At 41.6% G+C, this 22,282-nt stretch carries 18 protein-coding genes and 1 other annotated feature; of the genes, 6 read left to right on the top strand and 12 right to left on the bottom strand.

Going from position 1 to position 22,282, the window contains the following annotated elements; translation table 11 throughout:
* Positions 1 to 13 precede the first annotated feature (13 nt).
* Entirely contained in the window at positions 14 to 493 is a 480-nt protein-coding gene (gene msrC, locus FNL97_RS03735) for a free L-methionine (R)-S-oxide reductase MsrC (RefSeq protein ID WP_143416283.1), read from the top strand.
* Positions 494 to 544: 51 nt separating this feature from the next.
* On the opposite strand, the gene FNL97_RS03730 is transcribed toward msrC, so the two are convergent.
* Positions 545 to 2,422, bottom strand: coding sequence for a sensor domain-containing diguanylate cyclase (locus FNL97_RS03730; protein ID WP_143415075.1), 1,878 nt, complete (start codon positions 2,420 to 2,422; stop codon positions 545 to 547).
* A 341-nt stretch (positions 2,423 to 2,763) separates the two neighbouring features.
* On the opposite strand from FNL97_RS03730, the gene rpsD reads away from it, so the two are divergent.
* Positions 2,764 to 3,366 carry a 30S ribosomal protein S4 gene (gene rpsD / locus FNL97_RS03725; protein ID WP_062679251.1) on the top strand — a complete coding sequence of 201 codons (603 nt, stop codon included), beginning with the start codon at positions 2,764 to 2,766 and terminating at the stop codon, positions 3,364 to 3,366.
* A gap of 88 nt (positions 3,367 to 3,454) precedes the next feature.
* On the opposite strand, the gene tyrS is transcribed toward rpsD, so the two are convergent.
* On the bottom strand, positions 3,455 to 4,714 hold the full coding sequence (gene tyrS / locus FNL97_RS03720) for a tyrosine--tRNA ligase (protein WP_143415074.1): 1,260 nt from the start codon (positions 4,712 to 4,714) through the stop codon (positions 3,455 to 3,457).
* A 48-nt stretch (positions 4,715 to 4,762) separates the two neighbouring features.
* Positions 4,763 to 4,983: a binding site (T-box leader), on the bottom strand.
* Between the two features lie 167 nt (positions 4,984 to 5,150).
* Between tyrS and FNL97_RS03715 the strand changes: the two genes are divergently transcribed.
* Positions 5,151 to 7,907, top strand: a complete 2,757-nt coding sequence (locus tag FNL97_RS03715; RefSeq protein ID WP_143415073.1) for a transglycosylase domain-containing protein — start codon at positions 5,151 to 5,153, stop codon at positions 7,905 to 7,907.
* Between the two features lie 31 nt (positions 7,908 to 7,938).
* On the opposite strand, the gene acsA is transcribed toward FNL97_RS03715, so the two are convergent.
* On the bottom strand, positions 7,939 to 9,654 hold the full coding sequence (gene acsA / locus FNL97_RS03710; protein WP_143415072.1) for an acetate--CoA ligase: 1,716 nt from the start codon (positions 9,652 to 9,654) through the stop codon (positions 7,939 to 7,941).
* 173 nt (positions 9,655 to 9,827) lie between these two features.
* Between acsA and FNL97_RS03705 the strand changes: the two genes are divergently transcribed.
* From FNL97_RS03705 to FNL97_RS03695, 3 genes are read left to right on the top strand one after another with little or no spacing between them, the layout of a single operon-like run.
* Complete coding sequence (locus FNL97_RS03705) at positions 9,828 to 10,460, top strand: GNAT family N-acetyltransferase (protein WP_015864826.1); 633 nt, start codon at positions 9,828 to 9,830, stop codon at positions 10,458 to 10,460.
* Between the two features lie 34 nt (positions 10,461 to 10,494).
* The gene (locus FNL97_RS03700; RefSeq protein WP_143415071.1) at positions 10,495 to 11,139 is read left to right on the top strand and encodes an acetoin utilization AcuB family protein; all 645 of its coding nucleotides are present in this window, start codon (positions 10,495 to 10,497) and stop codon (positions 11,137 to 11,139) included.
* Positions 11,136 to 12,326, top strand: coding sequence for an acetoin utilization protein AcuC (locus FNL97_RS03695; RefSeq protein WP_015864828.1), 1,191 nt, complete (start codon positions 11,136 to 11,138; stop codon positions 12,324 to 12,326). Before FNL97_RS03700 ends, FNL97_RS03695 begins: the two co-directional genes overlap by 4 nt.
* Before the next feature lie 60 nt (positions 12,327 to 12,386).
* Here the strand turns inward: FNL97_RS03695 and ccpA are convergent, their stop codons facing one another.
* From ccpA to ytpR, 9 genes are all read right to left on the bottom strand, one after another.
* Entirely contained in the window at positions 12,387 to 13,382 is a 996-nt protein-coding gene (gene ccpA / locus FNL97_RS03690; protein WP_015864829.1) for a catabolite control protein A, read from the bottom strand.
* 414 nt (positions 13,383 to 13,796) lie between these two features.
* Positions 13,797 to 14,879: a bifunctional 3-deoxy-7-phosphoheptulonate synthase/chorismate mutase gene (locus FNL97_RS03685; protein WP_015864830.1), complete on the bottom strand. Its 1,083-nt coding sequence runs from the start codon at positions 14,877 to 14,879 to the stop codon at positions 13,797 to 13,799.
* 358 nt (positions 14,880 to 15,237) lie between these two features.
* Positions 15,238 to 15,570, bottom strand: coding sequence for a bacillithiol system redox-active protein YtxJ (gene ytxJ, locus FNL97_RS03680; protein WP_062755000.1), 333 nt, complete (start codon positions 15,568 to 15,570; stop codon positions 15,238 to 15,240).
* 5 nt (positions 15,571 to 15,575) lie between these two features.
* A complete protein-coding gene (locus FNL97_RS03675; protein ID WP_062755002.1) occupies positions 15,576 to 15,989 on the bottom strand; it encodes a YtxH domain-containing protein in 414 nt (137 codons plus the stop codon).
* On the bottom strand, positions 15,976 to 16,425 hold the full coding sequence (locus FNL97_RS03670; RefSeq protein ID WP_143415070.1) for a DUF948 domain-containing protein: 450 nt from the start codon (positions 16,423 to 16,425) through the stop codon (positions 15,976 to 15,978). Before FNL97_RS03670 ends, FNL97_RS03675 begins: the two co-directional genes overlap by 14 nt.
* Before the next feature lie 324 nt (positions 16,426 to 16,749).
* Positions 16,750 to 18,051, bottom strand: coding sequence for a UDP-N-acetylmuramate--L-alanine ligase (gene murC, locus FNL97_RS03665; RefSeq protein ID WP_143415069.1), 1,302 nt, complete (start codon positions 18,049 to 18,051; stop codon positions 16,750 to 16,752).
* A 180-nt stretch (positions 18,052 to 18,231) separates the two neighbouring features.
* Positions 18,232 to 19,341, bottom strand: a complete 1,110-nt coding sequence (locus tag FNL97_RS03660) for a nicotinate phosphoribosyltransferase (protein WP_015864835.1) — start codon at positions 19,339 to 19,341, stop codon at positions 18,232 to 18,234.
* 47 nt (positions 19,342 to 19,388) lie between these two features.
* Positions 19,389 to 21,602, bottom strand: coding sequence for a DNA translocase FtsK (locus FNL97_RS03655; protein WP_143415068.1), 2,214 nt, complete (start codon positions 21,600 to 21,602; stop codon positions 19,389 to 19,391).
* A gap of 74 nt (positions 21,603 to 21,676) precedes the next feature.
* Positions 21,677 to 22,282, bottom strand: coding sequence for a YtpR family tRNA-binding protein (gene ytpR / locus FNL97_RS03650; RefSeq protein ID WP_015864837.1), 606 nt, complete (start codon positions 22,280 to 22,282; stop codon positions 21,677 to 21,679).

The raw sequence follows: 22,282 nt of genomic DNA, 5'->3' as shown, positions 1-22,282 counted from the left end.
AGGCGGAAAAACATTGTTTCATGCTGTCGCTTATAACGGAACACGGGAAGAAAACTACGAACTTGTCATTCAACAGCTGCGCGCGTTAATTGAAGGAGAATCAAACTTCATCGCTAATTTAGCCAACGCTTCCGCTTTATTAAATCATTTTTTCGAACAAATCAATTGGGTTGGTTTCTACTTAACGGAAAACGATGAGCTTGTGTTAGGTCCGTTTCAAGGGCTTCCGGCCTGTGTACGCATTCCGTTTGGCAAAGGTGTATGCGGCACCGCCGCAAAAAACAAAAAAACCATCATCGTTCCTGACGTTCATCTGTTTCCAGGGCACATTGCATGTGATGCTGCATCGCAATCAGAAATTGTCGTACCTATGATAAAAGATGGGAATGTAATCGGTGTACTAGACATTGATAGTCCGATCAAAAATCGTTTTGATGAAACAGATCAAAAATATTTGGAAAAGTTCGTTGACGTCATTATAGCGATATTATAGGATAGAAAACAATAATCGAGAAGAAAGGAATCCGAATGAACGGATTCCTTTTTACACTTTATATTGACGAACATAATCTTTCACAAAAATACAATTCTTTCCTGTTCTTTTCGCCGCATAAAGCGCCTCATCAGCCCGTTTAAATAAATCTTTCGCTTCTTCGGGACGATTTTTTTTCCAATACGAAATGCCGCATGAAATCGTTACAGGAGGATGTGTTTCCTTTCTTACTTTTTCAGCAAGACGATGCGCAATCGAAATTCCTACGGCTAATGACACTTTCGGCAAATAGACGGCAAGTTCCTCCCCGCCCCAACGAGCGCCGATGTCACTAGCGCGAATATTGGAACGAATGATATTGGCAACCTGAACGAGCACATGATCCCCGATTTGATGTCCATATGTATCATTTACTTGTTTAAAATTATCAATATCGACTAAAATAAACGTTCCAAATTCGTCATGAAGCATCGATGTTTTGATTTGTTCATCTAAATAGCGTCTTGTATACAATTTCGTCAAATAGTCCGTAACAACGTGCTTTTCAAGCTCTTCTCTTAACATCGCATTCGTAAATGCGAGGGTGGAATGTTGAATCAGTGACTGCAACAGTTTAAACATTTCAAACGTAAAATGGTATGGTTCGCGATGTAAAACAATCGTAACTCCTTTTAGCTCCCCATTTTGAACCATAGGAGCAGCCATTAGAGAGTGATAGACAGGAACGGAAAGAGAAGCATGAATTTTTGCATCTCCAACAAAGACGATATCCTTTTCCGTTTTCATTTTCTTTTCCACAAATTCAATATACTTTTTGGATTTACAGGATTGAAAAAATGGTGTGCTCCCAGGTAATAGCTTTCGTTTCCTCCCTTCAAACCAGAAAAAACCGACTTCATCCGCACAAAACGATTGCTTAATTTGCTTTACCATAAATTCAATGGCATCTTGAAGACGCAAATTTGCATTCAACTGGTGTATCGTTTCATTAATTAGCTGTAAATCAGCAATGAGACGGCGCGATTGCTCATACAATTTCGCATTTTCCAACGCGCTTCCCGCCGTATTGGCAAGCAAAGAAATAAAATTTATTTCTCTTTTTGGAAACTCCATAATGTAAGGGGCCATAATTTCAATAACACCGTAAATGCCCTGCGCTCCTTTAATCGGCGCATACAAAACGGAACGACGCAGCGAAATGGAGTCTTCAAACTGAATTCTCCCCGTCAAAAAAGCCTGCATCGCTGCCATATTTTCGCCGCTTTCATCAAAAACAAGCGGTTTGATTGGCAAATGCCCGTGATGCTGATTATCGTGCGACAAAAGCAAATGGTATGTAAAGGACGGATATACTTGCTTAAGAGTGTTAATAATTTCCTCGAGCACATCATCAATCTTCATCGATGAATGAATTTTCGCGGCAAACCGATGAAGCTGTTCATAACGTTTTTCATCGCTAAGCCCTTGGGATATCATCCTGAACTTTCGGAAAAGCGTTGAAAAATCTTGTTTGATTTTTTTTAGCAGCTTTCTGCTTATGAAAAGCTGGCGATCATACACTAGCTGCAACATCCCGATTAACTCCTCGGAAAGACGAAGGAAAATTTGCGCGGTTATATACTTTTCATCTTCATGAATTTGTATCGTCTGCTGCTCATCATCTACCATTGCTTTTATATTGTCAGGCAGAATTTGATGACAGAAAGGAGAGTGACTTTCTTCTGATTTCGTGATTGCTTCCGGATAAAACGATTTATTTAAAGGATCAAACACAAAAAAAGCAGCTTGCTTTATCATAAGCTCCTGTTTGAGTAGTAACAGCAATTCTGTGATCACATTGGAAAAATTCTCATAATCATCATACGATAAAAACCAATGAAAAAATTTTTGTTTAAAGGCTCCGTACACCTTTTCTTCTTCTAATTTCATCGCCCTTTTCACCTAAACTGATGTTCTCATTCCAGTTAGTTTTAGAATGGAGTATATACAAAACTTTTCAAAAAATTACATCTTTTATTATATCATATTATCTTGAAATAAGGAAAATAAAAATATTGACTTTGCCCTATAAAAGTCATATAATAGCCTTTGTGTAAAATATAGCAGCCTTAGTGCTCACCTTTATGGTTCCATTTTGTTCCTCGATAACGAGGTGTATCGTGTAACTCTTAGCTGCTAGAGCGAGGATACATGAAAACAAAATGGCCATAATTGTTGATGCACGCCTGCTTTTATTTTACCCGAAATAAAAGCAAAAGGAGGAGCATTGAATGGCTCGTTATACAGGTCCAACGTGGAAAATTTCTCGCCGCCTAGGAATCTCCTTAAGCGGTACAGGTAAAGAGTTGCAAAAACGTCCTTACCCACCAGGTCAACATGGTCCAAGTCAACGCAGAAAACTTTCGGAATATGGTCTGCAATTGCAAGAAAAACAAAAACTTCGCCATATGTACGGCGTAAACGAACGTCAATTCCGCAAAACGTTTGAAGAAGCTGGCAAAATGCCTGGTAAACACGGGGAAAACTTTATGATTCTTTTAGAATCACGTTTAGACAACCTTGTTTACCGTTTAGGCTTTGCGCGTACTCGCCGCCAAGCTCGTCAGCTTGTAACGCACGGCCATATTTTAGTTGACGGAAACCGTGTAAACATTCCATCTTACCGTGTGAAACCTGGCCAAACGATTTCTGTCCGCGAAAAATCTCGCAACCTTCAAGTCATTAAAGAAGCATTGGAAGCAAACAACTTTGTTCCTGATTATTTAACATTAGATGCAGACAAAATGGAAGGCACGTATACTCGTTTACCTGAGCGTTCCGAGTTGCCAGCGGAAATTAACGAAGCATTAATCGTTGAGTTCTACTCTCGTTAATGCGCTGCATCCCTTCAGATATGGTTCTGGAGGGATTTTTTTCTTGTGATCATCTACCAATAAAAAAACCCGGTCTTCCCGGGTTTTTTTATTGGTAGCGAATTAAATAATATTTTTTCTTTCCGCGGCGAATGATGGTAAAACGTCCTTCGATGCGGTTTTCTTTTGTAATCACTGCATTGACGTCTTGTATGCGCTCGCCATTGATGTAAATCGCTCCGTTTGTAATATCTTCCCTCGCCTGCCGTTTCGATGGCACAATCTTCGCCATGACAAGGAGTTCCACTAGCGGAACTTCCTCTCCCTTATATTCAAAAGAAGGAACGTCTTTAAACCCTTGTTCAATTTCCTCTGCTGTTAATTGTGACACACTTCCACTAAAGAGCGCCTCCGAAATGCGAATCGCTTGCTTCAAGGCTTCTTCTCCATGGACAAGTTTCGTCATTTCTTCGGCTAACGCTTTTTGCGCCGCACGCTGTTCCGGAGCTTTCTGCAATTGTTTTTCTAGCTCTTCAATTTCTTCTTTCGATAAGAACGTAAAGTATTTTAAATATTTAATGACATCACGGTCGTCTGTGTTAATCCAAAATTGGTAAAACTCATATGGAGATGTTTTTTTCCGATCAAGCCAAATGGCTCCGCTCTCTGTTTTCCCGAATTTTGTTCCATCTGCTTTGGTAACAAGCGGAACGGTTAATCCAAACGCTTTTGCATCTCCTTCCGTTTTTCGGATTAACTCTAATCCTGCTGTGATATTTCCCCATTGGTCACTGCCGCCAATTTGCAAACGACATTGTTCGTTTTGATAAAGTTTTAAGAAGTCCAATGATTGTAAAATCATATAGCTAAACTCCGTAAACGAAAGGCCTGTCTCGATGCGCGATTGCACCGATTCTTTCGCCAGCATGTAGTTTAGCCCGAAGTTTTTTCCAACATCGCGCAAAAAAGTAATCACATCAAGCGAACCAATCCAATCATAGTTGTTGGCGATTTTCGCCGGATTTTCTTTCGCGTCAAAATCTAAAAATCTTGACAATTGCTCTTTAATGCGTTCACTCCATTGTTGCACCGTTTCTTTTGCATTTAATGTACGCTCGCTTTTTTTTCCGCTTGGGTCTCCGATTAGCCCGGTCGCACCGCCAACAAGCGCAATTGGACGATGGCCAGCTAGCTGAAATCGGCGCAGCGTTAAAATCGGCAATAAATGTCCGATGTGCAAACTGTCCGCCGTAGGGTCAAATCCGGAATATAGCGTCACTTTTTCCTCATTTAGTAATTTCTGAAGCCCTTCCTTATCCGTGACTTGGTTAATTAATCCGCGCCATTCCAACTCTTGCAACAAGTCCATTTGATCCACCCCTTTTTTATTTTTTCATAAAAAAATCGCCCCTTAAACTGAAGGGACGATTGACGTCGCGGTACCACCCTACTTAGAAAGCATAGCGCTTTCTCACTTCATTTCGATAACGGCAAATGCCGTCTTTTGCTACTTGGACAATCCGTTCGCAAAAGCTGCTCGAGGAGGTAATTCGTGTTTATCTATGTGCTAGTTCACACCAACCACTAGCTCTCTGAAACAGGGAGATAAACACTACTCGTTCCTGTCATCGCTTTTATGTATATCGTTTTTGATATACATATTTTTATCATACTCTCATAAATTTGTCAAACCGAATCAGATCGCATTTATAATGAAAGAAAAATGACAAAAAGCCGCAATATTCAACAAAAAATATGATATACTGTGTTTACATTTATTTGTTGTTTATATAGGGGGAATACCCATGGAGCATATAAAACAAACGTTTTCCCTAAAGAAAGCATGGCGCTATTTTCTCATTACATATGAAGTATGTTGGAATCTTTTTCTTATTTTTCTTATTTTCGCGCTATGCGCCATTTGCTTTGCGGTCGGTCTTGGCGCCGGATATTTTGCTTTTTTAGTAAAAGATATGCCGCTTCCTTCGTATCAAGAAATGAAAACAGATATTTACAACTATGAGGAAACAACGCATATTTACTTCGCCAATAACGTTTATCTTGGAAATTTCCGCACGGATTTAGAGAGAGAAGGAGTAAAATTGAAAGATGTTTCCCCTTACGTCATAAAAGCACTGATCGCAACAGAAGACGAATATTTTTACGAACATCACGGTATTGTTCCAAAAGCAATTATCCGGGCGCTTTTTCAAGAAGCTACCAACTCTGCAATGCAAACAGGCGGAAGCACGCTAACGCAACAGCTTGTGAAAAATCAAATATTAACCAATGAAGCGTCGTTTGAACGGAAAGCGAAAGAAATATTGCTTGCGCTTCGCCTCGAAAAATTTTTTAGCAAAAATGAAATTTTAGAGGCATATTTAAATGTCGTTCCATTCGGCAGAAACTCATCCGGGCGCAACATTGCCGGCATCCAAGCAGCGGCCCAAGGCGTTTTTGGAGTAAATGCGAAAGATTTAAATCTAGCCCAAGCAGCATTTTTAGCCGGCCTTCCGCAAAGCCCTTTCGTTTATACGCCATTTACAAGCGATGGAAAAGTGAAAAAAGATTTATCCCCAGCATTGCATCGCATGAAAACGGTGTTAACACGCATGAAACAGGAAGGCTATATTTCCGAAAAGCAATATAGAGAAGCGCTGCAATATGATATCGCCAAACATTTTGCACCACCGAAGCCATCACCGTTTGAGAAATATCCGTGGCTCACGATGGAAATTGAAAAGCGTGCGAAAGAAGCGCTAGCGGAAGTTTTAGCCAAAAAAGATGGGTATGAGAAACAGCAGTTATGGCAAGACGCATCTCTTTATAAACGCTATTTAGCAAAAGCAGAAAAACAGCTTCGCCAAAACGGGTATAACATTTACACAACGATTGACAAAAATATTTACGATCGCATGCAAAAAGTAGTTGCAAATTATCAATATTACGGCGACGACATTATTCAATACGTAAAAGATCAACAGACGGGCAAAACGGTTGCAAAGCGGGAACCTGTCGAAGTCGGTGCAATCCTTATTGAAAATAAGACAGGGAGAATTATTAGCTTTGTCGGCGGCAGAGATTACGGGCGAGAGCAGCTCAATCACGCCACACAAGCATATCGATCAAACGGTTCGACAATGAAACCGCTGCTCGTATATGCGCCAGCAATGGAAATGGGCATTATTCAGCCCGGTTCCATCATCCCAGACACAGAATTACACATCAAGACAGGTAAAGGTTATTACACTCCAAAAAATGCGGACCGAAAAACACACGGTTTAGTCACCGCTCGACGCGCCTTGCAGTATTCTTATAACATTCCTGCGATTCGAACATATATGAAGATCATGAACCAACATCCAGTACAATATTTGCATAAAATGGGCATTACCAGTGTGGCAAAAACAGAAGAAAATCACGTCGCCTTGGCGATCGGAGGAACGGATAAAGGAGTGACAGTAGAAGAAAATGTCAACGCCTATGCCACATTTGCGAATTACGGAACATTTATCGATGCGTATTTAATTGAAAAAATTGTATCGAAAGATGGACAAGTCATTTACGAACATCAAAGCAAACCTGTTCCTGTCTTTTCTCCGCAGACATCCTATTTAATGATTGATATGATGAGAGACGTTATTCGCCGAGGCACAGCGTCCTCTCTTCCGTATTATTTAAAATTCCAAGCGGATTGGGCTGGGAAAACGGGAACAGGACAAAATAATAAAGACTCCTGGTTTGTTGCAACAAATCCGAACGTTACATTTGGCGTTTGGATGGGATATGATACTCCGGCACCGCTGCAGCTAAAATATAAAGGGTTATCCTATAGCAAACGAACCCAGCTATTATGGGCACAACTAATGAATGCGGCTTATGATGTAAAGCCGCAGCTAATCGCTCCAAAAACGCGATTCAATATGCCAGGCGGCATCGTCCGTCGTGCATATTGTACAGTTTCAGGGTTCGTTCCATCTGATTTATGCGAAAAAGCTGGATTAGTCAACTATGATTTATATAATACAAAATTCACCCCAAAGCAAAGTAAGGACCAATATTTAATCGAAGGACGCTTTGTTGAAGTCAACGGCAAACGGTACATCGCGCTTAATACAACGCCGAGCGAGTTTGTTTCAAGCGGGGTCATACTTAATAAAAAATTGCTCAAAGAACTAGGAATCTACCATATAAACTCCGCCGAGTGGAACGGAACATTATTGGTTAGCGAAATGAAAGAAAACGGAAAACGTCCAGACCCGCCTACCGTCCAACTAACCAATGAAACAATAACTTGGAAGCCGCACCACGAAAACGACGTCATTGGCTATCGTGTATATTGTGCGGAACAAAAAGGAGCGCCGTTTCGTGTTGTCTCTATCGTTAAAGCTGGAAAATCTTTAACATTTTCCAATCTACAGCCAAAAGCAACATATTATGTGACAGCAGTAGATATAAGCGGCAATGAATCCCCACCATCGAACATCATTTCTGAACAAAATGTCGCTGTACCAAATCAAGGAAAAAAGAAAACATCAGATAGCCCTTCAAAGAACCATTAAAAAAAGCTGATCATATCGATCAGCTTTTTTCTTAGTCTTCCATTGTCGATAAATCCCCTGTCGGCAAGTTGAGTTCCCACGCTTTTAAGACGCGGCGCATAATCTTTCCGCTTCGCGTTTTTGGCAGTTTGTCACGGAATTCGATTTCCCGCGGCGCCGCATGTGCCGCCAATCCTTTTTTGACAAACTGGCGAATATCTTCTTTCAATTCCTCTGATGGTTCATATCCTTCCCGAAGCGAAATAAATGCTTTAATAATTTCCCCGCGAACTGGGTCAGGTTTGCCAATAACGCCTGCTTCCGCTACTGCTGGATGTTCGACTAGCTTGCTTTCAACTTCAAACGGACCAACACGTTCCCCAGATGTATTAATCACATCATCGACACGACCTTGGAACCAGAAATATCCGTCTTCATCCATATAAGCGGAATCGCCGGAAACGTACCAATCGCCGATGAAGTACGACTCATATTTTTGTGGGTTATTCCAAATCGTTTTCATCATCGACGGCCAGCCTTTTTTAATCGCCAAGTTCCCCATACGGTATGGCGGCAGCTCGTTTCCTTGATCATCGATGATAGCTGCTTTTACACCAGGAATCGGTTTCCCCATCGACCCCGGCTTAATTTCCATGCAAGGATAGTTACAAATAAGATGAGCGCCTGTTTCTGTCATCCACCATGTATCATGAATGCGTCGCCCGAATACTTTCATCCCCCAGCGAATGACTTCTGGATTCAATGGTTCTCCAACACTGAGAATATGGCGAAGTGAGCTTAAATCGTATTTTTTGACAATTTCATCGCCGGCCCCCATCAACATGCGAAATGCCGTTGGCGCACTATACCACACGGTTACGCCGAAATCTTGAATCGCTTGATACCATGCATCCGGGCTAAAACGTCCTCCAATAATGACGCTTGAAGCGCCGCACAACCAAGGGCCGAAAATGCCGTATGATGTTCCCGTTACCCAACCAGGGTCAGCTGTACACCAATAAATATCATCTTCTTTTAAATCAAGCACCCATTTTGCTGTTTGATAATGTTGAATCATTGCGTTGTGAACGTGCAAAACCCCTTTTGGTTTGCCGGTAGAACCAGATGTATAATGCAAAATAAGTCCATCTTGGCGGTCTACCCATTCAATGTCAAAATGTTTGCTCGCTTCGTTCATTCGTTTCTTTAAGTCAATATACGGACCTTCTTCCACAATGTTATCCCCGACAAGAAAAACGTATTTCAGCTCAGGCAGATCATTGACTGGAACCCGCGGCAACAGTTCCGGTGTCGTGATGATTGCCTTCGCTCCACTATCCTCAAGCCGATCGCGCACCGCTCCTTCCATAAATGCTTCAAACAGCGGACCAACAATCGCGCCTGTTTTAATGATTCCTAATACAGAAAAATACAATTCCGGAGAGCGCGGCATAAAAATAAATACGCGGTCTCCTTTTTCAATCTCTGCTACTTGTTTTAGCACGTTTGCAACTTTGTTGGACATTTCTTTCATTTCTTTGAATGTATACTTTTCATTTCTCGATGCATCACGGTAATAGAGAGCTACTTTATTTTTTCGAAACGTTTCCGCATGGCGGTCGATCGCTTCATACGCCATATTGACCCGGCCTGTTTCAAACCACGAAAATTCCTTTTCTACTTCTTTCCAATCAAAATTTTTATATGTTTCTTCATAATTTTTTAAATTATAGTCCCCTTGTATGACCGGTAGTACTTCCGTTTTCATTCTCCGACTCCCCCTTATGTAAGTGGTTACAGTCCTATTATAGTATATCTCTTTCGAATTCTCAATTTTTTTAAAATTTCCTTTTTATTTTTTATGAACTTTTTTTGAAACCGGTCTTCCAGTCGTTTTTTCATGTATAATGTTAGCAGAAAGACAAATCTAGGTGGTGCTCTATGGAACATAAAAAAACGTATAATGCGAAAGAACTAAAAACCCCAAAAGGGACATTAATTATTGAGGGCCCAGTATCTGCTGAAAAACTAGCAAGTTACGAATTTCATCACGATTTGACATCATTCCGCCAGCCGCCGCAGCAACATAAAGCACTCATTGAAATCGCAAAGCTGCCAGAAGGAAGAATTATTATCGCCCGTCATAACCAAACCATTGTTGGTTATGTTACGTTTCTTTATCCCGACCCGCTTGAACGTTGGTCACAAGGAAACATGGAAAATTTAATCGAGTTAGGCGCGATTGAAGTCATCCCGGAGTTTCGCGGCTATGGGGTAGGAAAAAATTTATTGATTGTATCGATGATGGATGATGCAATGGAAGATTACATTATTATTACAACAGAATATTACTGGCATTGGGATTTAAAAGGGACGGGGTTAAATGTATGGGAATACCGGAAATTAATGGAGAAAATGATGAACGCCGGCGGGCTTGTTTGGTATGCAACGGATGATCCTGAAATTTGTTCCCATCCGGCTAACTGCTTAATGGTTCGCATCGGCAAACGGGTCGATCAAGAATCTATCCAAAAATTCGATCGCCTTCGCTTTATGAATCGGTACATGTATTAAAAATCTTTCTTGACAACAAAGGGGAGAGGAATCAGTGATTGTCGAACAAATTATGAAAACTCCTGTCGTTACACTCCAGCCGACAAATACGATTGCAGAAGCGATTCAGTTAGTACGACAACTGCGCATTCGCCATATTCCGATTGTTGATGCCGAAAACCATGTTATCGGCATTGTAACAGATCGAGATCTTCGCGATGCAAGCCCTTCTATTTTTCGTCTTCACGAACATCTCGAAGATTTACAAAAACCGCTCAGCACGATTATGAAAACAGACGTCATCGTCGGACATCCGCTCGATTTTGTGGAAGAAGTAGCAGCGCTGTTTTACGAGCATAAAATCAGCTGTTTACCTATCGTCCAAGACGGCAAACTTGTCGGCATCGTGACGGAGACAGATTTATTATATACGCTCATTCAGCTGACAGGCGCACATCAGCCGGGCTCGCAAATTGAAGTCAAAGTTCCAAACGAAAGCGGGATGCTGAGCAATGTCGCCGCTATTATTGCCAAAAGACATACGAATATTTCCAGCGTTCTTTTATATCCTGATAAAGATGAAAATTACAAAATTCTTGTTTTCCGCGTGCAAACCATGAATCCAATTGGGATTATTAACGATTTAAAAAATGCTGGCTATACGGTGTTATGGCCAAACTTGCCGGGGGTTTCGTCATGAAAAAAGATTGTGTATTTATTTACAGTGATGATTTCCTTCGGTATAAATTTCATGATGAGCACCCGTTTAACCAACTTCGCGTTAAACTCACATACGATTTATTGCGCGCGATGAATGCATTAGAAGATGAACAAATTGTCACACCAAGAGTCGCAACGGACGAAGAACTTGCCTTAATTCATGATCAATCATATATTGAAGCGGTCAAAGCAGCCGGAAAAGGCCAGTTGCCTGAACAGGTAGCCTTAAACTACGGACTAGGGACAGAAGATACGCCAATTTTCCCAAATATGCACGAGGCAAGCGCTTTGTTGGTAGGAAGCACATTAACTGCAGTCGATTATGTGCTATCCGGAAAAGCAAAGCATGCGTTAAGTTTAGGCGGAGGGCTTCACCACGGCTTTCGCGGCAAAGCATCCGGTTTTTGCGTTTACAATGATAGCGCTGTCGCCATTAAGTATATTCGAGAAAAATACGGACTCCGCGTTCTTTACGTCGATACGGATGCCCATCATGGAGACGGCGTCCAATGGGCATTTTATGATGATCCAAATGTATGTACGTTTTCCATTCATGAAACAGGCCGCTACCTATTTCCCGGAACAGGAGGTGTGAATGAACGCGGACACGGGGCAGGATATGGGTACTCATTTAACATTCCAGTAGATGCGTTTACAGAAGATGAATCATGGCTTGACGCTTATACACAAGCGCTTCGAGAAATTGCGGAATTTTTCCGGCCCGATGTGATTTTCACGCAAAACGGAGCGGACGCTCATTATTACGATCCGCTTACTCATTTGTCCGTAACGATGAAAACATACCGTGAAATCCCGAAACTCGCCCATCAAATCGCTCACGAATATTGTGACGGGCGTTGGATCGCAGTTGGCGGCGGCGGTTACGATATTTGGCGCGTTGTTCCGCGGGCATGGGCGCTTATTTGGCTAGAAATGACAGAACAATCGAATATTTCCGGAAAATTACCGAAGCCATGGCTTGATAAATGGCAATCGCGTTCTCCTGTCCCATTGCCGCAAGAATGGGATGATCCGGAACCACTATATCCACCGATTCCACGAAAAGCGGAAATTACCGAAAAAAATGCTCAAACGGTAGAAAAAGCGTTATATCCAATTCGCAGTCAGCGACAAAAATCAACCGATCAAACTATTTCTAATAAATGATATTTTATCATCTTCATAAAAAACAAAAAGGGGCTTAGCAAAAACGATAGCCCCTTTTCGTTATTTCGTTGAGTCACGATATTCAATACGGTGCGGCAGCACAACGATATGGTTTTCGACGTTTTCCTTATTCATATATTTAGTTAATAAACGCATCGCAACCGCACCGATGTCATACATCGGCTGCACTACCGTCGTTAAACGAGGACGAACCATTGTCGCAAGCCGTGTATTGTCAAAACCGACCACTTCTAATTGATCCGGAATGCGAACGCCATGATCTTGCGCGCTATGGATAATGCCAAGCGCCATTTCATCAGTTCCAGCAAAAACAGCGGTTGGCTTCTCGGCTAATTCAGCGATTTTTTCGTATGCCTCAATGCCGGAATCATAGGAGTTATCTCCTTCAATTACAAGCTCTTCGTCATAGGCTATTCCATGCGTTTCTAAAGCGCGGCGGTAGCCCGCCAATTTCTTTTGATTGATTGGATCATCCGTCGGTCCCGTCACATAGGCGACCCGCTTGTTTCCTTTTTCTACAAGATAAGCAACCGCTTCAAAGGAAGCTTGTTCATAATCAATGTTGACTGATGGAATGGTATTATTTGGTTCAATCGTTGCGGCTAACACGATTGGCACAGGTGATTTCTGAAACTCATTGACATGCTCTTCGGTAATGTTTCCACCCATAAACAAAATGCCGTCCACTTGTTTAGCGAGCATCGTATTGAGCAAATGCAATTCTTTTTCTTTATTTTGGTCAGAGTTGCTTAAAATGATATTATATTTGTACATCGTGGCAATATCTTCAATTCCACGTGCCAATTCCGCGAAAAAGATGCTAGAAATATCAGGAATAATAACCCCAACGGTCGTTGTTTTTTTGCTAGCAAGTCCCCGTGCAACCGCATTTGGCCGGTAGCCTAGACGTTCAATCGCTTCCAACACCTTTTTTCTTGTTGATGGCTTCACATTTGGGTTTCCATTCACGACACGAGACACGGTCGCCATCGACACGTTTGCCTCTCGTGCCACATCGTAAATCGTTACATTCATTGATTTCACTCCTCTTTTTTATAAATAAACATCGATTGTTATTTTCATAACCACAAATATCCGTTTATGCAAAAATATCATTATGATACATTATGGCTGAATCGCAACGAATTGGCAACTATTTTGCAAATGTTTTCACAAACAATTCACTAATATTGAGGAAAACTTTCTATGTATATCATACCCAACCTATGAACAATGATAACTTTATGGTCCATTTCCATTCCGTTTCCGATATATTTTGCAACCGAACACAAATTCTCATAAAATAATGCATTCACGAAGATTAGTTCAGGAAATCCGCGCTACATCTTGGAAAGAGAAACGTACATTCCAAAAAACATCACAACCCAAATGGCAGTAAACAGAAAATTCCCCCTTCAGAGAATTGCTGAAGGGGGACGTTGAATTCCATTATGCTTTTACCATTTGCCGCTGGAACGCTCTTATTTCTTCCATAAATTCATTAAATTGAGCAATATCCATTTGTTGTGCCGAATCCGATAATGCAACCGCTGGATCTGGATGTACCTCTGCCATTACTCCATCCGCGCCAATTGCTAACGCTGCTTTCGCACAAGGAATTAATAAGTCACGACGGCCTGTTGAATGAGTAACATCAACCAATACAGGCAAGTGTGTTTCTTTCTTTAAAATTGGCACCGCAGAAATATCCAACGTATTTCTTGTCGCGCGCTCATATGTGCGAATACCGCGTTCACAAAGAATAATTTGACCGTTTCCTTGCGACATAATGTACTCTGCCGCATTAATGAATTCTTCAATCGTTGCCGCTAGCCCGCGTTTTAACAAAATTGGCTTGTTCACTTGGCCTGCCGCTTTTAAAAGCTCAAAGTTTTGCATGTTGCGCGCACCAATTTGAATCACATCAATATAGTCTAGCGCTATTTCAATATCCGCAGGGGTGACAATTTCACTAATCACAGCTAAGTCAAACTCATCGGCAATTCGTTTTAAAATTTTTAATCCTTCCACGCCTAGTCCTTGGAAATCATATGGCGATGTTCTCGGTTTGTACGCACCGCCGCGAAGAAGTTTTAATCCTTGTTTCTTCACCGCTTTTGCAACAGCCGCAACTTGTTCATAACTTTCGACCGCACACGGTCCCATCACAAAATATTGGTTGCCGTCGCCAATTTTTTCGCCTTTTACATCAACAATCGTATTTTCCGGATGCTTCTTGCGCGATACAAGCAATGCTTTACGATGATCATCTTCTTGCAGTTCAAGACCAGCTTTAAAAATTTCTTTAAAAATATGCTGCAATGTCGATGTTTCAAATGGTCCATCGTTGTGCTCAGAAATTAAATCAAGCATTTTCCGTTCACGCACTGGGTCATAACGATATGTTCCTTGCGTTTCCTTGATTTTTCCAATTTCTTGAACAAGTCTCCCTCGTTCATTAATTAATTTTAAAATTTGTAAGTTAATCTCATCCACCTTTGCCCGTAGCTCATCTAATCTCTTATTGCTCATGCTTTCCCATCCTTTCTTTCGTGCAGTTTAGTTCAAAACCATTTTCCACCTTATCCGGATGACTCCAGTCACGGACTTTGTGGTTATTATTTTTTAATTAGTCATTATTATAATGGAAACAGAAGCAGTTGTCATCAAAAAATACTTTATTTATTAAACGCTTTTAAGCAATAAAGTATTTTATAAGAAATTGCATAAGATATTTTATGAGAATTGCATAAAAAGTGTCTGAATCACTCGGAAACAAACGCCAATGGACAATAAAAAAAGGACATGCATCATCCTTTCGTAAACGCTTGGAGGTGCATGTCTTTTACAGCTATATGTTAGAAATGGAGTCTTCGGCCAAAGACGCCATTCATGCTTGTATTACTTCTTTTTTTAGAGAGTCATATGTGATATTCCAGTGCGATGTATGCCACACGACAGATCCATTTTCAAACAAAAGTGCTTGCGGAGATTCATGTTTCACACCAAACGTTTCAGCGATATAGTTCGAAAGTGGACGCGCCTCTTGCACAAACAAATAATATGTATCCACTTCCGGATAGTCGGCTGAGAATTTTTCATACTCTTGAAACGCTGCTTGACTAATTGGGCATGTAAGACTATGTTTGATGAATAAAAACCGTTTCCCCTCTTTTAACACTTCTTGAAATTGTTCAATCGTCTCCAGTTTCTTCTTTCCCACTTTGCTCACTCCGTTTCATTTTGTTTTTGCAGTTTTTGCTCCGCATCATGGAACGCTTCTTCTGCTTCTTTCAACAATTTTTCTATATTTTCTTTATCCTTTTCATTTTCTTTATCCTTTTCGCTCGCCGGCACCGAAATCGGGATGACCGATGTTTCCGACGTTGTTGTAGATTCAGAAGAAGATAGCTTCTCGTCCGTTTTTCCAATTGGAATAAATTTCGTTACTTCTTTCGTTTTTTCTTTGGCGACTTCTAACCATTCTGTTGCTGTTGTTTTCATCGGCTCTAATTTTCCTGTTTCATTGATTTCAGCGAGCCATTGTTTTCCTTTTTCGCTTGTCAATAGCATCACCGTCACCGCACCAGCAATTCCGCCGACAATCGCTCCTAACAAAAATCCTCCATTATTTTTTGCCATCAAATATAGCCCCCTTCGTCTTTTTTTGCTTCCTTTCCTTCCATTTTTCCCATATTTCCATAAAAGCATTTCCCCATTGCATTACTTTTACTACTTTTTCTTGGTATGCATCTACTTTCTTTGTCACAGAGGAAGAAAATTGTTGCAGCGAATGGTTGAACGACTGAACGGTAGAACTGACATCACTTACGGCATGGACAAGCGAATTCAATCCTTCCACTTTTTTCTGAACATCATCAGCAAGCGCATTCGCTTTCTTTAACAGCTGTGCCGTTTCCGTCGTAATGCTCTGCACTTCTTTGTCTAAATGGTCAATGGTCGCCGTTAAGCGTCGGATCGTTTCCTGCAATACCGTTAATGTCCTTGCGATATAAATGACTAATATGAAAAAAGAGATGGCAATCAACGCGATGCTGGCATATAAAATGATTTCCACTTAATTTCCTCCTTGCTAGCAGCCGTTTTGGGTTCTCCACATTTTTCCCTTTTCAAATGTTCGACATCCATCCGACAAATTCCTGCAAGTATATTCATTCAAAAAATGATGCGAAATCAATGTTTCCATTTCCAACAAGGGCATTGCATAACGCTCATTCATCGCGGCATGGTCATAATAAGCAGCCTTCAGGATATCGAGGCGGTGAAATTTCCTACGAGACATGCTTATTTATTCACAATGTGAGCTGATAAATTTGGCGATAAAAAACGAGCCGGCAAGTGGATGCCTAGCTCGTTTTTCTTTTTACTAAAAAGCACCAAATTATGAGTGAACCGTCCGCTCGTATGCTTCTTGAAACTTTTGAATATCTCCTGCGCCCATAAAAATTAATACCGCGTTTTCATGCTGTTTTAATATAGATGTATTATCTTCTTGAATGAGACGGGAATTCGGAATTTGCGCCTGCAGGTCATGAATAGATAATTTGCCATGATGCTCGCGAGCAGAGCCAAATATATCACATAAATATACTTGGTCAGCTTGCTGCAAGCTTTCCGCAAATTCCCGCAAAAACGTTTGTGTTCGCGTATACGTATGCGGCTGAAAAATCGCAACAATTTCGCGCCCCGGATATTTTTGTCTCGCCGCATCAATCGTTGCGATAATTTCCCGCGGATGATGCGCATAGTCATCAATCAAAATTTGATTGCCAAGCACTTTTTCGCTAAAACGGCGTTTTACGCCTTGGAACGTTTTTAATCGTTCTTGAATAATGCGGACATCCATCTCTTCATAATGGCAAAGCGCAATGACGGCAAGCGCATTTAATACGTTATGGTCGCCAGAGCGCGGAATTTCGAACGAAGCAAAAAACGTATTGCGGACAAACACGTCAAACGCTGTTCCTTCTGTTGTTTTCACCACATTGCGCGCTTGGAAATCATTATCATCCCCAAATCCGTAAAACAACACCGGCACTTTTGCTTGAATTTTTTGTAAGTATTCATCATCCCCACAAGCGATAATCCCTTTTTTCACTTGCAACGCCATTTCTTGAAACGCTGAAAATACATCATCGATATTGGCAAAATAATCAGGGTGATCAAAATCAATATTTGTCATGATTGCATAATCTGGAAAGTAGGATAAGAAGTGGCGGCGGTATTCGCATGCCTCAAATACAAAATATTTACTTCCTTCTATCCCTTTTCCCGTTCCATCACCAATTAAATATGATGTTGGATGCACCCCTTGCATCACATGTGCAAGCAAGCCAGTCGTCGATGTTTTTCCGTGCGATCCCGTAACCGCAATGCTTGTAAACTTTTGCAAAAATTCCCCTAAAAAGCGATGATACCGGATCACAGGCACTCCTAATTCATGAGCAGCTTGTATTTCTTCATGCGTTTCAGGAAAAGCATTGCCTGCAATCACCGTATAGCCCGGTTTAATATTTTCTTTGTTAAAGGGCAAAATGGGAATTCCCCGCTCCTCTAATGCTTTTTGGGTAAAAAAACGCTTCTCGACATCTGAACCTTGGACCGTATAGTTCATATCATGAAGAACTTGCGCTAAAGCGCTCATTCCTGTTCCTTTAATGCCAACAAAATGGTAAACTGTCATAATTAAGCCCTCCAACAATCGTCTATCTGTAAGACAGTATATGACGTTCATCTAGTTTTGCCATTTATTTCATTTGGCATATGTATTCTCATATTTCATCATTATAACATTGTTTGCTTCTAAAAACTATGAGTACGTCCAAAAAGAAAACGAATGGGACGGTCTTTCTATCAGCAACCTTTATATTTCCGACAAATCGACTCTTTCTAAGCGTGGATTTGGCCGATATCTTCTTCCTGCTTTCGCCTGATGCTTTCCGTTTAACAATACATTATCGCCGGTAAAGCCGATATGAATTTTAAGAAGGCTTCTGCCGACGCCATACATATCAACAGGCACGCCTTGCTTTTCAAATTCGATAATGCGTTCCTCATTAAATCCGCCGCTGACGACAATTTTCACATGGTGGAATCCTTCACGATCTAACGCTTCACGGAGCGCAAAAATAAGCGGTGGATTGACGCCGCGGGGATCAAACGTTCCGAGCACTTCCGGATGCCGAATAAAATATTGGTCAATCATCGTTCTCGATGTATCGACGCGAACCCCTTTTAATTTATCGCCAAACTCACGGGCAACGCGAAGCGCATCGGTAATACAGTCATTATTGTAATCGACAAGCACAATTAAGTCATCTTCCGGATATTTTTGGTAATACGCCTTTGCCGCCGCAACAACATCGCCGTCAAATAACTGGATGAGCGCATGCGGCATTGTTCCCATTCCTTGTTTCCCCCACCATTCATTCATCGCATGAGTCGCTTGCGCCGTTGAACCGCCAATAAACGCCGCATAGCCATCGCCGGCTTGTTGAGTGTAATGATCGTCGCGGTCACCCATAAAAATAATTGGTTTTTGCACACCCGATAACGCCGCCGCTTTCACGACATTGTAAACGTTCGTCGCCACTGACGTACGCCGGGCTAAAATGCCGTCAATAACCCCTTCTAAAAACCCGAAATTTTGATACGGGCCAGTAATGGTCAATACGGTTTCAAATGGACTGATCTTATCCCCGTCTTTTAATGAATAAATTTCTAACTTCTCAGGTTCGTCAGCAAATGTTTTGATGAGTGCGATCACCTCATCTGTTCCACATAATACAGCATGTTCCTTTTGAAAAAATTGCATCGTAACAATATTATTTGGACAAAACTCTTTGACAATTTCACGCGTTTTTAAAAAATAAACGGCGGAAAACCAGCCGTCGCGAATCCGCTCATCAAATTTAAACGTTTTATTCGTTAATCGTTTAATTTTCCCTTGTAATTTTAATTCGATTTCCTTCATCGCTGCTCCCTCGCCTATGTCTTCATGTGATGTATAACACATTTCTATCATATCATACTATTTTCTTGCAAATTCGCCAATTCCTCTTCAGTAATTAATACATCTCGCGGTTTGCTGCCTCGTGCTTCAGAAATGATTCCTTGTTCTTCCATCATCTCTATTAAGCGGGCTGCGCGATTATAGCCGATGCGAAAATGACGTTGCAAGCTCGACGTAGAAGCTCCTCCTTGTTGCACAACGAATGCACAAGCTTCATAAAAAAGCTCATCTTCCTCATGATGAGCAACCGTCTTTTTGGCAAAATCGTCCTGCTGAAACAAATAAGACGGCGCCATCTGCGTTTTCACATGGGCCACTACCCGCTCAATTTCTTCATCAGATACGTAATTTCCTTGAACACGTACCGTTTTCGATGATCCATTTTCTAAAAACAACATGTCGCCGCGTCCGAGCAGTTTTTCCGCACCATTCGTATCGATAATCGTCCGTGAATCGACTTGGGATGAGACAGAAAAAGCGATTCTTGTCGGGATATTCGCTTTGATTAACCCGGTGATCACATCAACGGATGGGCGTTGTGTCGCAACAACTAAATGAATTCCGCACGCCCTTGCCTTTTGCGCAATGCGGCAAATCGCTTCTTCGACATCCGCCGGCGCTACCATCATTAAATCCGCGAGCTCATCGATGATAATAACAATATACGGGAGATGATGTTCTGGACTGTTTTTCTGTTTCACGAGCTCATTGTATTTTTGAATATCACGGACACCTGCATGGGCGAAAAGTTCATACCGCCGCTCCATTTCTTCCACCGCCCATTTTAGCGCTCCCGTTGCTGCCTTCACATCCGTAATGACCGGGCTGACAAGATGCGGAATATCATTATATGGAGCGAGTTCCACCATTTTTGGGTCAATCAGGAGCAATTTTACTTCATGTGGAGCAGCTTTGTACAACAAACTGACAAGCATTGCATTAATACACACGCTTTTTCCTGAACCGGTCGCTCCGGCAATTAATCCATGCGGCATCTTTTTTAAATCTGTTACTACTGGCGCTCCCGATATGTCAAGTCCAAGCGCGACCGTTAACGGGGATGGATTGTTTCGAAACGCATCGCTTTCTAAAATTTCCCGAATCCATACAGGCCGGCTTTTCAAGTTTGGAACTTCAATACCGATGGTGCGTTTTCCCGGAATCGGCGCTTCAATCCGAATATCTTTTGCTGCTAAATTTAGCTTAATATCATCTGCTAAATTCGTAATTTTGCTTACTTTTACCCCTAGGTCCGGCTGTACTTCAAACCGCGTTACCGTTGGCCCTTGTGTTGTGTTGACCACTTTGGCGCCAATATGGAAGCTGGCAAATGTTCGATTCAGACGTTCACATTGATCGCGAATCCATTGCTCATCGCTTTCTTGGCTTCGTTTGGGACTCTCTAGCAGCGATAAGGACGGGAATTGATACCCGCTTGCGGCAGATTGTCTTTTTTCTTCCCACTTTTTCCGATCTTGTTTTAGCATAATAACATTGTATGGAATGCGAGAACGTGTCGAATGGGATGATTGTTTGCTCGTATGATGGTCGTTTTCGGGCATATCCGTCTTTGTCTCTTCTTTTTTTGCTGCTTCCGTTTCTTGTAAATTCGTCTCCTTTTCCGCCGCGATTGTTTCGATTTGTTCTTCCTCTTTTCCTTTTGGTGATTGGAATCCATCTTCTTTTTCTTGAGGAGCGTTGTCCACTGATTCTTTTTCGCTTGTTTCTAATCGTTCCGACGGCGTTGGTATCGGATCATTGATGTCATCTACTTTTTCTTCCGGTACAGATGGCAATAGATCTGTTGCACGTTCTATGGAGCTAGATGGCAGCTCCCATTCTATTACAGGTTCGTTCTTTTTCGTTACTCTTTTATATCCATAAATAGGAGACAGCACATCAGAAGGCCGGAACCGTTTTTTTTCTGAATCTGCCGAATGATCTTGTTGGCTTTCCTTTACACGCCTTGGCAAATGATCGGAATTCCATACAGAAGAAACGTGTTCATGATGTTCTTGCCGAAATGATGAATGACGGCGTTTCGATGTTGGTTCATCTGGAATAAGCGGAAACCGGAAGTTTCCTTTTGGATATTGATATGCCACCTTTACGTCCAATTGGGAAGAAGAAAGTTTCTCCCTCTGTTTTTTCTGCGACGAAACGTATTGTTCTTCTTCCTCTGTTTCCAGCAAATAACGAACGAATCGTTTTAACCATTTCATCGCTCAATCACTCTTTCTGTTAAATTCGTTTCGGAAAAAAAGTCACTAGAATCCATCTAGTGACTATCATCGCATTACCAAGTAAATGGCTGACCCACTTCATATTCATCGGATAATACTAAAATGCCTTTTTCTTGCGGAGCGTTTGGCAATTCCAATTCGCGCGCGGAACAAATCATCCCGTACGAAGGAACACCGCGCAATTCTGCCTCCTGAATAATAAGTCCGCTTGGCATCACCGCACCGATTTTGGCGACAACGACCTTTTGCCCTGCTTCCACATTTGGTGCGCCACATACAATCTGCAATACTTCTGTTCCGACGTCCACTTGGCATACGCTCAATTTATCCGCATTCGGATGTTTCTTTTTCTCTTTTACATAACCAACTACAAATTTTGGAGAAAGATCGGCTTCAATCGTTTCGTTCCAGCCGTTTTTCTCTAATATATTGTTAATGGCAGAAACAAGCTCCTCGTTCAGCTCCAATAAGCCGTTACCGTCAAAATGATGATAAGTAGAAGCTTGAAAAATATTATATCCTGCTGTTTCTCCTGTTTTTTCATCAAAGATGCGGACAACGTCTCCTTTTTTTTCAAACGCCCGCTGATCTGGCTGAATCGGTTTTAATGAAACGAGAAGTACATCGCCGACTCCTTGACGGTTATAAAATACGTTCAT

The sequence above is a fragment of the Geobacillus sp. E263 genome (assembly GCF_007197795.1).
Taxonomy (GTDB): domain Bacteria; phylum Bacillota; class Bacilli; order Bacillales; family Anoxybacillaceae; genus Parageobacillus_B; species Parageobacillus_B toebii.
The sequence above is the reverse complement of the archived record's forward strand: the minus strand, read 5'-3'. Positions and strand labels throughout refer to the sequence as shown.

Bases quoted from the DNA above. Each gene is read 5' to 3' on its own strand.
- FNL97_RS03730 (WP_143415075.1), bottom strand. From the start codon at position 2,422: ATGAAATTAGAAGAAGAAAAGGTGTACGGAGCCTTTAAACAAAAATTT.
- rpsD (WP_062679251.1), top strand. From the start codon at position 2,764: ATGGCTCGTTATACAGGTCCAACGTGGAAAATTTCTCGCCGCCTAGGA.
- tyrS (WP_143415074.1), bottom strand. From the start codon at position 4,714: ATGGACTTGTTGCAAGAGTTGGAATGGCGCGGATTAATTAACCAAGTC.
- FNL97_RS03715 (WP_143415073.1), top strand. From the start codon at position 5,151: ATGGAGCATATAAAACAAACGTTTTCCCTAAAGAAAGCATGGCGCTAT.
- acsA (WP_143415072.1), bottom strand. From the start codon at position 9,654: ATGAAAACGGAAGTACTACCGGTCATACAAGGGGACTATAATTTAAAA.
- FNL97_RS03705 (WP_015864826.1), top strand. From the start codon at position 9,828: ATGGAACATAAAAAAACGTATAATGCGAAAGAACTAAAAACCCCAAAA.
- FNL97_RS03695 (WP_015864828.1), top strand. From the start codon at position 11,136: ATGAAAAAAGATTGTGTATTTATTTACAGTGATGATTTCCTTCGGTAT.
- ccpA (WP_015864829.1), bottom strand. From the start codon at position 13,382: ATGAATGTAACGATTTACGATGTGGCACGAGAGGCAAACGTGTCGATG.
- FNL97_RS03685 (WP_015864830.1), bottom strand. From the start codon at position 14,879: ATGAGCAATAAGAGATTAGATGAGCTACGGGCAAAGGTGGATGAGATT.
- FNL97_RS03675 (WP_062755002.1), bottom strand. From the start codon at position 15,989: ATGGCAAAAAATAATGGAGGATTTTTGTTAGGAGCGATTGTCGGCGGA.
- murC (WP_143415069.1), bottom strand. From the start codon at position 18,051: ATGACAGTTTACCATTTTGTTGGCATTAAAGGAACAGGAATGAGCGCT.
- FNL97_RS03660 (WP_015864835.1), bottom strand. From the start codon at position 19,341: ATGAAGGAAATCGAATTAAAATTACAAGGGAAAATTAAACGATTAACG.
- FNL97_RS03655 (WP_143415068.1), bottom strand. From the start codon at position 21,602: ATGAAATGGTTAAAACGATTCGTTCGTTATTTGCTGGAAACAGAGGAA.
- ytpR (WP_015864837.1), bottom strand. From the start codon at position 22,282: ATGAACGTATTTTATAACCGTCAAGGAGTCGGCGATGTACTTCTCGTT.